Here is a 13,302-nt window from a genome sequence, read left to right on the forward strand (position 1 = left end):
ATCGGTGCCGACGTGGAAAGGGGGTGCCGGGGTGGCGACCGTGGTGGTGACGAGACCTGGACGCAGGCCCGCGCCGGAGATGCCGTCCGGCGAGCTGGTGCTCGAGGCGCCGCCGGAGATCCCGCCGCCCGCGGGCCGGGCGTGGGCGCAACTGGTCGTGGTGCTGCCGATGGTGGCGATCATGGCGGCGATGCTGCTGACGTTCGGCGGCAGCACGACCGGCGCGCTGCGGTTCGTCGTGTTCGGCCTGTTCGGCGTGGCGATGCTGGCGATGGTGCTGGTGTCGCTGCTGAACAACAGCGGCCCGAGCAAGCGGGAGATGGCCCAGGCCCGGCGGTCCTACCTGCGGCAGTTGGCGCAGCACCGGGTGCGGGTCACCCGTGCGGTGCGCCGCCAGCGCGAGGCGCTGGCCCACCTGCACCCCGAACCGGACGCGCTGCTGTCGCTGGCGGTGTCGGACCGGCGGTGGGAGCGACGCCGGTCCGACGCGGACTTCGCCGTCGTGCGCGTCGGACTCGGCCCGCAGGCGCCGGCGCTGGACCTCGTGCCGCCGGACACCGTGCCGCTGGAACGGCTGGAACCGTTGTCCGCCTTGGCGTTGCGCCGGTTCCTGACCACCTACTCCGCGGTGGCCGACCTGCCGCTGGCGTTGGCGCTGGCGGGGTTCGGCGTGATCCACGTGGGCGGTGACCGGGACCGCGTGGTGGCGTTGGCGCGTGCGGTGCTCGCGCAGTTGGCGGTGCTGCAAGCGCCCGACGACGTGCGGATCGCCGTCTGCGCGGGTGACGCGGCACGGCCGTCGTGGGAGTGGGTGAAGTGGCTGCCACACGCGTTGCACCCCGAACGCGCCGACGCCGTGGGACCGGTGCGGCTGGTGACGTCCGGCGTGGTGGCGCTGGAGGCGCTGCTGGACGACGTGCTCGCCGACCGGCCCCGGTTCGACCCCGACGGCGCGCGCGGCACGGCCGGTCCGCACCTGGTGGTGGTGCTGGACGGCGGCTCGGTCGCGGGCTCGGACCACCTGATGACCGGCGGTGGCGTCGAGGGTGTGACGGTGCTGGACCTGTCGTCGCCGCTGCCGCGCGTGCCGGAGCGGGCGGCGCTGGCGTTGGAGGTCGCCGCCGACGGCGCGCTGAGCGCCCGCACCGCGGACGGCGACGTGGAGCTGGGGCGCGCCGACGTGCTCGACCTGCCGACGGCCGAGGCGCTGGCCCGCGAGCTGGCGCCGTTGCGGCTGACCGCGGGCAGCGCGGGCGAGCAGCCGCTGGCGGGCGACACGGGCCTGGAGGACCTGCTGGAGCTGGGCGAGGTGTACTCCTACGAGCCGGGGGAGAACTGGCAGCAGCGGCCCAACCGGGACCGGCTGCGCATCCCGTTCGGCATCCGCGAGGACGGCACGCCGGTCGAGCTGGACTTCAAGGAGTCCGCGCAGGACGGCATGGGGCCGCACGGCCTGCTCATCGGCGCGACCGGGTCGGGCAAGAGCGAGCTGCTGCGCACCCTGGTGCTGGGGCTGGCGCTCACGCACCCGCCCGAGTCGCTGAACTTCGCGCTGATCGACTTCAAGGGCGGCGCGACGTTCGCCACCCTGGACCGGTTGCCGCACACCAGCGCGGTGATCACGAACCTGGAGGACGAGCTGCCGCTGGTCGACCGGATGGCCGACGCGGTCAACGGCGAGCTGGTGCGCCGCCAGGAACTGCTGCGCGCGGCCGGGAACTTCGCCTCGCTGCGCGACTACGACCGGGCGCGCGCGGCGGGCGCGCCACTGCCCGAGGTGCCGACGCTGCTGGTGGTGTGCGACGAGTTCAGCGAGCTGCTGTCGGCCAAGCCCGACTTCGTGGACATCTTCGTGCAGATCGGCCGGTTGGGGCGGTCGCTGGGCGTGCACCTGCTGCTGGCCAGCCAGCGGTTGGACGAGGGGCGGTTGCGCGGGCTGGACACGCACCTGTCGTACCGGATCGGCCTGCGCACGTTCTCCGAGCTGGAGAGCCGGACCGTGCTGGGCGTGGCGGACGCGTTCAGCCTGCCCCGCGCGCCCGGCCACGGGTACCTGAAGTTCGGCACGGAGCCGATGGTGCGGTTCCGGTCGGCGTACGTGTCCGGGGTGCACCGCAGGCCGGGGTCGGGTGTCGTGGCCGGCTCGGTGGACCTGCCCGGAATGGCGCTCTACACCACCGATTATGTCGCGCCGAGCGCGCCCCCCGAGGTGGCGCCGGTGGACGAGGACGCGGTCGGCGAGAGCCTGCTGGACATCCTGGTGGACCGGTTGGCCGGCCGCGGCACGCCCGCGCACCAGGTGTGGCTGCCGCCGTTGGACCGCTCGTCCACTTTGGACGAGTTGCTGGGTGCGCTCGTGGTGGACCCCGCGCGGGGGCTGTGTCCCGTCGACCGGCGGCGCAACGGCGGGCTGCGAGCCGTGGTGGGGTTGGTGGACCGGCCGTTCGAGCAGCGGCGCGACCTGCTGGAGCTGGACCTGTCCGGTGCGGCCGGGCACGTGCTGGTGGTCGGCGGCCCGCGCAGTGGCCGCAGCACGGCGGTGCGCACGGTGGTGGCGAGCCTGGCGCTCACGCACACCCCGGCGGAGGTGCAGTTCTACTGCCTGGACTTCGGCGGCGGGCTGCTGGGCGCGCTGCGCGGGCTGCCGCACGTCGGCGGGGTCGCCGGGCGGCAGCAGGCCGGGGCCGTGCGGCGGACCGTGGCCGAGGTGGCCGCGGTGCTGGAACGGCGGGAGCGCCTGTTCGCCGAGCACGACGTGGACGGCATCGCCGGGTTCCGGGCCATGCGGCGGGAGGGCCGGTTCGCCGACGAGCCGCACGGCGACGTGTTCCTGGTGGTCGACGGGTGGCAGACGTTGCGCAAGGACTTCGAGGACCTGGAGGACGTGATCTCCGACATCGCGGCCCGCGGGTTGTCGTTCGGGGTGCACGTGGTGGGCGCGTGCGCGCGGCCGTTCGACCTGCGCCCGGGTATCCGCGACCTGTTCGGCAGCCGGGTGGAGCTGCGCCTGGGCGACCCGCTGGACAGCGCGGTGGACCGGCGCAGCGCGGCGGCGGTGCCGGAGGGCGTGCCGGGGCGCGGCATCACGCCGGGCGGGCACCACCTGCTGGTGGCGCTGCCGCGCATCGACGGCCAGTCCGATGTGGACAGTGCCACGCCCGCGCTGGCCGCGCTCGTGGACGCGGTGGCCCGGGCCTGGACCGGCGCGCCCGCGCCGCGGGTGCGGTTGCTGCCCGGTCGGGTGGCGGTCGCCGACCTCCCGCCGGCCGACGAGGGGCTGCGGTTCGCGATCGGCCTGGCCGAGCACGACCTCGGGCCGGCGCACGTGGACTTCGCCGCCGACGCCCACTTCCTGGTGCTGGGCGACGCCGAGTCCGGCAAGACGTCGTTCCTGCGGCTGCTGGCCCGGCGGATCGTGGCCAACCGCACGCCCGCGCAGGCCAGGCTGCTGGTGGTGGACCACCGGCGCGGCCTGGTCGGCGACGTGCCGGACACCCACCTGCTCGGCTACGGCGCGGACACCTCGACCACCGCGCACCTGATGGCGGAGGCGGCGCGGGCGATGGCGTTGCGGCTGCCCGGCCCGGACGTCACCGCCGAGCAGTTGCGCGCGCGCAACTGGTGGACCGGGCCCGAGCTGTTCGTGCTGGTCGACGACTACGACCTGGTCGCGACCGGCATGGACAACCCGCTGCTGGCGCTGCTGCCGTACCTGCCGCAGGGGCGAGACATCGGGCTGCACGTCGTGGTGACGCGGCGGACCGGTGGGGCCGGGCGGGCGCTGTTCGAGGCGTTCGTCGCCAGGCTGCGCGACGTGGGCTCGCCGGGGTTGATGTTGTCCGGCGACCGCAACGAGGGGCCGTTGCTGGGCGGCCTCAAGCCCGAGCCGCTGCCACCGGGGCGCGGCCGGTTGGTGGACCGGCGACGCGCGCCGTCGCTGGTGCAAGTGGCAGATCCGGACCGAGGGAGCGATCAGTGATCAACGGAGTGACCGAGGACATGGCGGCGTTCAAGCCGCGGCAACTGGACCTGACGGCGGTGGCGCGCGAGGCCGTGCCCGGTCGGTGCGGCGGCGGTGTGCTGGGGTGCCCGCCGTTCCAGGCGGCCGACGAGGCGTCGACCGCCGCGCTGACCACCTACCTGACCGCCGCCGACCAGGAGCTGGTCCGGTTGCGGGACATCGCGGTGGCGTGCGCGGACGACTACCTGCGCGGCGACGGCACCGCAGCGCAGGCGCTGGTGCGGGCGCGTGACGCGGCCCCGACCGGGCCCGCTCCGGTGTTCGCGGAGGCCACGCGCCTGTACCGGAACGTGCGGCGCGGTCCCGGCGGCGAGCCGGCGGCGCTGGCATGAGCTACGCGGGTGAGACGTGCGCGCAGATGGCCGCGCGGGTGGCGCAGGAGACGGCCCACGTCGCCCGGCTGGAACGGGCGAGCCGGATGTGGGTCCGGGCGCGGGAGGAACTGGGCCTCTCGGCCGCGGCGCTGGACGCCCAGGTCGGCGACCTGGCGCCCCGGTGGACCGACGAGGCCGGTGGGATGTTCGGGGCGCGGGCGTCGGCGGCGTCGAAGGGGATGGCCGAGTGGGCGGCGCGCATCGACGCGGCGCGACCGTCGGCGGCGTTGGACGTGCTGGCCGCCGACATCCCGGTGACGAAGGCGTTCCTCGACCAGTGCGCCGTGGCGGAGCAGCAGTTGCTGGCGTTGGCGGCGACGGGGGTGGCGGCGGCCGCGGTACTGGCGCAGCTGGTGGCGTTGCGGGCGCAGGCGGCGGCGCGGTTGGAGGCGTTGGACGGGTTGTACGCGGCGGCGGCCGCGGCGGTGAGCGCGGCGGCGCAGGGTGAGCGGGCGGCGACGACGGGGGCCGGTGGGCCCGGTGGCCCGGGCGGTGGGCCGTCCGGCGGCCCTTCCGGCGCTCCGGCGGGCGGTCCCGCGGCTGGTCCCGCGGCCGGTGGTCCTGCTCCCGGCGGCGCTCCCGGTGGTGCTCCTGGTGGTGCTGCTCCCGGTGGCGCCGCTGGTGGTCCGGCGGGTGGTCCGGCGTTGTCCGGTGGCGCGGCGACGCTGCCGACGCTGCCGACGCTGCCGTCCGTGCCGCCGACCCCGGACCTCACCCGGCCGACCCCGGCGTTGCCGCACCTGCCCGTGACGCCGCCGGTCACCACACCGGGCGTGACGCCGGCGTGGGCGACGCGCGGGATCGGCGGGCGAGGTGTGGGCGGTGCGGCGTTGACCGGTCTGCCCGCCGTGCCGGCGGTCGCGAAGGCCGTCAAGCCGGGAACCCTGTCCGCCGCGTCCCTGATCCCGCCGACACCACCCGTGCTGCCCACGGCGGCAGGTAGTGCCCCGGCGTCGACCACGGGCGGCGGCACCGTGCCGCCGATGATGCCGCCGGCGACCGCGGGGCGGTCCGGCGCGGGCAAGCCGAAGCCGGGTGACGCCCAACGCGCACCGGCGGGCAAGGGCAGGCGGCGCGCCGGCACGCCGGGCGTGCCCGAGACGTTGCGCGGGCGGCCGACCCCGGCGGGCACGCTCCCCACCAGGGCGGACGGGCGGCGGACTCCGGAGTCGGAGGCGCTGGACGAGGAACTGTGGCAGACGGAGGGGCCACGCTCCCCACTGACCGGCCGCTGACCACGACAAACATCGCACCGCCCCTCGCCGAGCGCGAGGGGCGGTGCGGTGTTTCCGACACCTGGCGAACTCCCGGCGGGTGAGCGAGCCACTGCGGGCCAGGGTGGTTTGGGCCGGGCCGGGCCGGGTTGCGCGGCTGTGGGGCGGGTCGGGTTGGGTTGGGCGCGGTCGGGCCGCTGTGTGTCCGGTGGGTTGGGCGTGGTCGGGCCGCTGTAGGTCCGGTGGGTTGGCCGGCTGGGCGGATCGGGTCGGGTGGGCCGGGTCGGCGTGGTCGGGTGGCTGTGGGTCGGGTTGGGTTGGCCGGCTCGGGTTGGTCCCGGCGGGTCGGGTCGGGTGGACCAGGTCGGGGCAGGTTTGGCGTGGGGCGGGTTCGATGCCCTTCAGGGGCGGCGCAGGGCGGCGGCCGGGTCCAGTGGTGAGCCGTGTGGGACGCGGGAGACCAGGCTCACCGGCAGGCGCACCGGCGTGATGTCCTGGTAGCCCAGCACTTCCAGCACGTCGCGGGACGCCAGGGCGTGAGCCCGGCCCTGGTCGGTGACCAGGACGACGGTGCCCACCGGGGCGTCCGGGCCCGGCATGACCTCCACCACGGCGGCACGGCCCGGTGGCACGATCACCCGGTCCGCCAGCGGTGTCCCGGTTTCCGTGCGCCGAGTGGTGGCGCTCATCAGCGGGTCCGGGGTGGGCAGGGGCGGGTCGACGACCAGGGTCGGCGGGGAGCCGGCGGCGTCGAACGCGGCGCACAGGGTCGAGCCGTCCGCCGCGGCGAACTCCGGGCGGGCCGTGGGCGGCTTGCCCGGGCCCGTCCGCACCGGTGGCCCCTGCTTGGACTGCCCGGCCACCAACAACCCCAGCGGGATCCCGACCGGCTGACCGCCGTCGTACGCCTGCGCGGTGGGTTGGAACGTGCGCTGGATGTCGTACTGGAGCTCGGAGATGGGCCGCAGCGCCTCGGCCTCCGCCAGGTAGTGCTGCACCTCGCCGCCGGACGCCTCCACCACGAACAGCTGACCCACCCGCGCGCCCGGCACCGCCCGTGACCCGGCCCCGACACCCGGCAGCGCGATCGGCGCGATCGGCTCACCCGCCGGCAGCACGTCGACCAGCGCCGACCCGACCCGCGCCCGCGGCTCGGAGCGCAGCGCCAGGCCCACGGCCACCGTGTCGGCCTGCCGGATCCGGTGGCGGAAACCGCGCCACAGCAGGTACTGGTCACCCGTCTCCGGCACGTCCACCAGCAGCGCGCGGTCCTCCAACGGCCGCCCGCCCGCCAGGTCGCCGACCACGAGCACCGAGTCGTTCACGGTCGCGCCGGTGACGTCCGGCCGGGGCTGCGAGCACATCGTCCAGCCGCCGGTGATCAGGCGCGCCGGGGCGGGCAGCGAGTCCGGCGCGTCCTCGATCCCGATCCGCGGCCCGCGCGGCACACCGGCCAACGACTCGCGCGACACCGTCCGCGTCTGCGCGTGCCTGCCCAGCGCCAACAACGCCGACACGTAGTTGGCCACCGGGTGCAGCCTGCCGTCCAGGTACACGTGCCGCGCGCCGGTCTCCTTCTCCACCACCACGAACTCGCCGCGCCACGCCGTGCTGCCACCCGGCGACACCATCCCGTACACCCCGAACCCCGCCAGCACGACCACCGCGACGGCGATGCCGCCGAACGCCGCCACCACGGCCCGGCGGAACGGCGGCTGCTCCGGGTCGGTCTCGCCGGTGACGAGCGCGGACACCACCCGTTGCAGCAGGAACTGCTGCGCCTGCACCTGATCCCGGTTCGACGCCACGGCTCAGCCCCCCAACCCGCGCAGGTACCCATACAGCCCGAGCACCGCGCACACCACCGGCACCACGGCGACCACCACGACGACCTCCGCCAGCTCCGCGTAACGCGACAGCCGCGCGTTCCGCTTCACCCGGGCCAGGCCCACCACGATCACCACCGCGCCGAGCCCGATCACCGCCGGTCCCGCCGGCAGCGCCGCCACCACCGCGATCCCGGCTCCCAGCAGCGGTCCGCGTTGCCGCACCGCCGGGTACAGCCGGGCGCGCAGCAACAACCCCACGCCCAGGACGCCCAGCAGCACCCACGACCACACGCCGCCCCGCGCCAGCAGCACCGCGCACCCCACGATCGCGACCGCGCAGCCGGCGAGCATCCCGGTCAACAGCCCGTCGGCCCGCACCACCGCCTCGCGCACCGCCGCACGGGCCGGACGGGGCGGATCGGCGAGCAGGTCCGCGGGCGTGCGCGGCAACGTCGGCAACGGCACCCGGCCCAGCCGGATCGCCAGCGGCGCGCACAGCGGCGAGAACACCAGCGCCGCGCCCGCGACCACGGCGGCCGCCTCCACGCCGGTCAGCACGTCCGCCGCCAACCACGCCCCGCCGGCGCCCAGCAGCGCGGCGGTCGTCGCGGCGGTGAACCACACCGCCCGCTCCGCCACCCCGACCAACGCGAGCACGGCCACCACCAACACCGCCGAGCACGCCGTCACCAGGTGCGGCGCGCCGAGACCCGCACCCACGCCGAGGAACAGCACCCCGCCCAACGCGGCGAACGGCAACGCCAACGCCGCCAGCACCGCGCCCGCCCCCGCGTCGCCGAACGCCCGCGCACACGTCACACCGGCCGCCAGCAGCGCCGCGGCCAGGCCCCAGGCCCACCACGGCGAACCCAGGGCCGCGATCGGCACCGCGCCGAGCAGCACCAGCAGCCCGCCCGCGAGCAGGCCCGCCCGCCGGGTGTGCCGCGGACCCCACGTGCGGCCCAGGCCGGACGCGATCACGTCCACCAGGTCGTCGTACTCCAGCTCGGGCCACTCGGTGCGCCGGTGCGCCAGGTGCAGCACCTCGCCGTCGCGGATCCGGTGCGCGGCCAGCGTCCGGCCCAGTTCCAGCGCCGTGCCGTCGGGCCTGCGCAGCAGCCAGCCGTCGTCGGCGGGCGGTTCACCCGCGTGCTTCACCAGTCCGGGCAGCACTTCGGCGACCGAAGACTGCTCGGGCAGCGCCAAGTCGATGCGCCGGTGCGGCGCGGCGATCGTCACCCGCACCAGACCTGTGGTGTTCATGCGCGTCACGATGGACCGGCGGTACCGCGCGTGGCGGACGTGCGGCAGCTACCGGACACGCGGCACGGCCGCTGGACGGCGTGCGGCAGCGTGGGGACAATGAGCACCGCGATGGTCAATCCTCACAGCAACCACCTCGTTCCGCTGGGCAACGGCCCGGTGGCGACGGTGTACGCGGGCGGCGGGGCGGCGTACAAGGTGCTCCCGGCCGCGCTGGACCGGCGCACGCGCGCCGCGCTGGAGCGGGAGGTCGCGAAGTGGCGGCGGGTGCCGTTCACCGCGGCCGTGCGGGGCGTGGAGGAGTTGGCCGACGGCGTGACCGCGGTGTGCTCGGAGCTGTGCCGGCACTCGCTGGCGGCGCGGGTGCGCCACGGCGGCCCGCTGCCGGTGAACGAGGTGCTGGACCTGGCGCAGGTGCTGGCGGAGGCGTTGGGCGCGGCGCACGCGGCCGGCCTCGTGCACGGCGGCGTCACCGCCACCAACGTGCTGTTCCGGGCGTCCGGCGAACCGGTGCTGGCCGACGGTGGCCTGATGGTCCGCCGGGCGTTCCCGACCGACCCGCCGGTGGACTTCGCCGCGCCGGAGACCGTGCGCGACGCGGTGCGCGACGCGCGCACCGACCTGTACGGCTTGGGCGCGGTGCTGTACCTGGCGTTGACGGGCGAGGTGCCCTACCCGGCGCGGATGGGGGAGCGGGCGGAGGAGCACCTGCTGCGGGTGCTGGGCTCCCCGGTGCCGGGCGTGACGCGCCCGGACCTGCCGCCGGGCCTGGCCGACGTGGTCCGCGCCCTGCTGTCGCGGGAACCGGACGCCCGGCCGACCGACGTGGCGGCACGCCTGGCCGCCATCGCCGGGGTGGGCTTCGACGACTTCGCCGACACCACCTACCACCAGCCGGCCGCGCCGTTCATCCCGATGCCCGCGACCCCACCGACCGCGCTCCCGCCCGCGCCGACAGGTCCCGCTCCGCGGTCGGTACCGCCGGTCGTGTTCCCTTCTGCGCCGACGATCCCAGCTTCGCAGCCGGCCGTCTTCCCCGCGCCGGCGGGTCCGGCCTCGCCGCAGACCTCGTTCCCCCCTGCGCCGCCGATCGCGCCGCCCGCCTCCGACGCCTACCCGATCGTGCCGCCCGCCCCGCCGGTGCGGATGCCCATCGTCGAGGTCACGCCGGACCGCAAGAAGTCCGACCGGACCGGGAAGGCCGGGATGGTGGCGGGCATCGCGGGTGCGCTGGCGCTCTTCGCCGCGGCACCCTTCCTGCTCCTCCGCGAAGACGCGCCACCGCCGTCGCCCGCCGCGCCGACCGTGAACGCGCCCGGCGGCGACACCGGCGTGCAGATCGAGCTGGAGGTCGTCGAGGACACCGGCGAGCAGGTGCGGCTCGCCTGGCGCAGCTCCGCCAAGCTGGACTACGTGGTCATCGTCGCGCCCGATGGGCAACCCAACTGGAACACGGGGCCGTTGCGCGAGCAGACCACGAACATCAAGGTCGAGCCCGGCCGCAAGTACTGCTTCGAGCTCCAGGGCACCGACGGCAACGAGGTCTACCACAGCCAGCTCAAGGGCATCCGCGACGCCGTCTGCGCGAAGTAGGGCTCAGTACCGGAACATCGCCCGCAGCCGCGCCTTCAGCGGACGGCGGGCCAGCCCCGATCGCACGTCACGGGCCGCGGCCCACGCGTGCACCCGTGCGTCGACCGGCGCGCCCGACCACATCGCGGCGTCCACCGCCATCGCCAAGCCGGACAACGCCTCCACCGTGGGGCGGTCGACGACCGGCCCGGCCGCCCGCGCCGCGTCCCGCACGGTCATCGCCGAGGTCACCGCCACCCCGTGCCGGCGCAACCGGTCGCGCACCTCGGCCCACGCGTCGCCCACCGTGCCCGACCGGCGCCGCCGCCACGACCGCGCCCAGGCCAGCACCGGCAGCGCGACCACCCACGCCACCGGCACGACGAGCAGCCACAGCAACGGCCACCACCGCCGGTCCTCGTCCGAGGTGCCGTCGACCGGGGGCGCGGGCGGCAGCCGGGGCGGTGACAGGTCCTCCACCGGCGGCAGCTTCTCCCGCGCCTCCTCCGTCACCTCCGACAGCCCCGCCGAGGCCGACGACACCTTGGCCGACCCGGTCGGGTCCAGCGCCACCCACCCCACGTCGGCCACCGCCACCTCGGGCCACGCCATGACGTCACCGTTGCGCACCACCGCGTCCGCGCCCGACCCGGCGAACCCGACCACCAGCCGCGCCGGGATGCCCAGCACCCGCGCCATCGCCACGTACGCCGCCGCGAACTGCTCGCTCGTCCCGCGCTTCTCGACCAGCAGGAACCGCTCCAACTGCGGCCAGCCGTGCCCGACCGGCAGCTCGCCGGACGACACCAGCTCGAACTCCTCGCGCATGAACTTCTCCAGCACCAACGCGGACTGGAACGACGACCGCAGGCCCCGCACGGCGTCCTTGGCGCGCTGCTGGACCTCGGCGGGCACCTCGCCGATACCGGCGAACCCGCCGGGGGCCGACGGGTCGATCCCCTTGCCCATCAACGTCTCCGGGTCGATCCGCGGCTCCCACCACGTCAACGTGTACTCGGAAGCCCGATCGGCCAGCAACGTGCCGCTGGAGGGGTTCACCACCGCGTCGACGCCGTCGACAGCGGCGGGCTTGGCCTGGCTGGGCAGCCACGGCCCGGCCAACGACCCCGTCAACCGCACGCGCGCCGACCGCGACACCGCGCCCTCCACCCCGGCGGGCAGCTCCGCACCCATCCGCCGCAGCTCGCCGCCGGGCGTCCAGTCGACCCCGTCGAACTCGTCCAGCACCGCGATCGGCCACCGGTCGACCGGCTGGGCGTCGGTCGTGGAGTACTCGAACACCGGCTCGGCGGGATCGGACAGCAGGGCCGGCAGCTCGTTGAGCGGGCTCGCCACCCGTGACGTCGCCAGCGGCGCGGACTCGCCCTCCCGCAACGTCCAGGCCGGTCCCGGCGACACCAGGCCCAGCGCCACCGCGCCGACGACACCGAGGACGATGGCCGCCCACGGCACGGACCGCGCCACGATCACCGCGCCGCACGCCGCGAACGCCACCGCCGCCACCACCGCCACCGCACCACCGGCCGCCGCGTACGCCTGGCTCAACACCACCACGCCCAACGCCGGCAGCAACGACACCAACGGCGTGCGCAGCCGCGCCAGCAGCTCGACCCCGAACACCGCGGCCGCCAGCACCAGCAGCGGCACGAACACGACGACCTCGGGCTCCGGGCGGGCGGGCCACGTCGTCTGCAACGCCAGCCGCCACGAGTCCGGCACGCTCGCGAGCACCACCCGCGGGTCCGTCCGCAACGCGGTCACCAGCACCGCCGACCCGGCCGCGGCCGCCGCCACCGCACGCCACGCCTCACGCGACCGCAGCCACAGCGTCACGCCCAACGCGGGCAGCACCGCCGCGCCCACCGGCAGCAGCAACGCGCCGACCCCGAACACCGGCCCGAACAACAACCCCGCCACCACCGCCGCCGCGTACACGGCGACCGTCCCCCGCACGGCCACGCTCACCCCACCGCCTCGTTCCACCGCCGGACCGCACGTTCGGCGTCCGGCGCCCAGATCACCCGCGCCCCGACGACCTCACCGGGGCCGCCGAGGGAGAACACGACATCGGGCCGCAGCGGCGCGACCGCGTCCAGCGGACCCGCCGTCACCACCACCAGGCTGCCCGGTGGGCGTGACGGCAGCGCCGAGCCCGGCCGCACGCCCAGCACGCACAGCTCGTCGAGCAGCCGCCGCGCGGCCAGCACCCCGCCCCGCACCGTCACGTCCACGCCGCACGGCGTGAGCAGCCGCCCGTGCCGACCGGCCACGACGCCCGCGTGCAGCAGGGACGCGGCGATCTCCACGGCCTCCTCGAACGCCTTGGCGTGCCGGGTGTCCAGCAGCAACGTGAACCGCGGCTGGTCGGGGTCGGCGTAGTCGCGCACCATCAGCTTCCCGGTCCGCGCGGTGGCCTTCCAGTGCACCAGCCGCACCTCGTCGCCGGGCACGTACTCGCGCACCTCGCGCAGGTCCAGCGAGCCGCGCGGTGACTGGTCGGTGGTCGGGCCGTCGTGGTGGTGCCGCCGGTAGCCGCCCGCGAACGGCCGGGCCGGGTGCAGCCGGGGGTGCACCCACAGCGTCACCGTGTCGCCGGTGTCCACCAGGTTGCGCACCAGGCCCAGCGGGTCGGCGCGCTCGATCGCCAGCGGGCCGACGGTGTGCTTGCCGCGTGAGGTGGTCGGCAGCTCGTACCGGTACACCGCGTCCGCCCGCACCAGCACGCCGCGCACGTGCGGCCCGCACCGGTCCCGCGCGGTGAAGCCGCCACCCGAGTGCCGGACGTCCAGCCGCGCCAGCGCGGGCCTGCCCCGCTCGACCCGGTCCGGGTAGACGTCCCGGCGCACGTCGACGCGCGGGCGGCGGGCGGCCGCGAAGAACGCCGCCACCACCGCGCCGACCGACAGCCCGGCCAACGCCTGCAACAACGGGTAGCCGGCGGCGAAACCGCCCGCGCCGCACAGCAGCGCGGCGACGAGCACGGCCACGCCGCGCCGGGTCAGCCGCAC

At 76.1% G+C, this 13,302-nt stretch carries 8 protein-coding genes; 4 read left to right on the forward strand and 4 right to left on the reverse strand.

Translation table 11 applies throughout. From position 1 onward, the window contains the following. Nucleotides 1-31 precede the first annotated feature (31 nt). Genes eccCa through LZG04_RS14550 form a run of 3 tightly spaced genes read left to right on the forward strand, consistent with a single transcriptional unit; the run spans nucleotide 32 to nucleotide 5,630 of the window. Nucleotides 32-3,979 carry a type VII secretion protein EccCa gene (eccCa, locus tag LZG04_RS14540; protein ID WP_233817111.1) on the forward strand — a complete coding sequence of 1,316 codons (3,948 nt, stop codon included), beginning with the start codon at nucleotides 32-34 and terminating at the stop codon, nucleotides 3,977-3,979. Next, a complete protein-coding gene (locus tag LZG04_RS14545; protein ID WP_233817113.1) occupies nucleotides 3,976-4,353 on the forward strand; it encodes a hypothetical protein in 378 nt (125 codons plus the stop codon). The genes eccCa and LZG04_RS14545 overlap by 4 nt, the downstream gene beginning before the upstream one ends. Beyond that, entirely contained in the window at nucleotides 4,350-5,630 is a 1,281-nt protein-coding gene (locus LZG04_RS14550; RefSeq protein WP_233817578.1) for a hypothetical protein, read from the forward strand. The genes LZG04_RS14545 and LZG04_RS14550 overlap by 4 nt, the downstream gene beginning before the upstream one ends. A 380-nt stretch (nucleotides 5,631-6,010) precedes the next feature. Here LZG04_RS14550 and eccB read toward each other — a convergent pair whose 3' ends face one another. Both eccB and eccD read right to left on the reverse strand, forming a co-directional pair. Then, nucleotides 6,011-7,417: a type VII secretion protein EccB gene (gene eccB, locus LZG04_RS14555; protein WP_233817115.1), complete on the reverse strand. Its 1,407-nt coding sequence runs from the start codon at nucleotides 7,415-7,417 to the stop codon at nucleotides 6,011-6,013. Between the two features lie 3 nt (nucleotides 7,418-7,420). Further along, nucleotides 7,421-8,701, reverse strand: a complete 1,281-nt coding sequence (gene eccD, locus LZG04_RS14560; protein ID WP_233817117.1) for a type VII secretion integral membrane protein EccD — start codon at nucleotides 8,699-8,701, stop codon at nucleotides 7,421-7,423. Nucleotides 8,702-8,800: 99 nt separating this feature from the next. Here eccD and LZG04_RS14565 point away from each other — a divergent pair, with 99 nt between their 5' ends. Beyond that, nucleotides 8,801-10,294 (forward strand): protein kinase, encoded by a 1,494-nt coding sequence (locus LZG04_RS14565; protein ID WP_233817119.1) that lies wholly within the window; start codon nucleotides 8,801-8,803, stop codon nucleotides 10,292-10,294. 3 nt (nucleotides 10,295-10,297) lie between these two features. On the opposite strand, the gene LZG04_RS41710 is transcribed toward LZG04_RS14565, so the two are convergent. After that, nucleotides 10,298-12,259, reverse strand: coding sequence for a transglutaminaseTgpA domain-containing protein (locus LZG04_RS41710; RefSeq protein ID WP_308199094.1), 1,962 nt, complete (start codon nucleotides 12,257-12,259; stop codon nucleotides 10,298-10,300). Then, a complete protein-coding gene (locus LZG04_RS14575) occupies nucleotides 12,256-13,302 on the reverse strand; it encodes a DUF58 domain-containing protein (protein WP_233817121.1) in 1,047 nt (348 codons plus the stop codon). The genes LZG04_RS41710 and LZG04_RS14575 overlap by 4 nt, the downstream gene beginning before the upstream one ends.

The organism is Saccharothrix sp. S26, from assembly GCF_021390395.1.
GTDB lineage: Bacteria > Actinomycetota > Actinomycetes > Mycobacteriales > Pseudonocardiaceae > Actinosynnema.

Coding starts and splice junctions, on each gene's coding strand:
- eccD (WP_233817117.1), bottom strand. CDS start 8,701: ATGAACACCACAGGTCTGGTGCGGGTGACGATCGCCGCGCCGCACCGG.
- LZG04_RS14550 (WP_233817578.1), top strand. CDS start 4,350: ATGAGCTACGCGGGTGAGACGTGCGCGCAGATGGCCGCGCGGGTGGCG.
- LZG04_RS14565 (WP_233817119.1), top strand. CDS start 8,801: ATGAGCACCGCGATGGTCAATCCTCACAGCAACCACCTCGTTCCGCTG.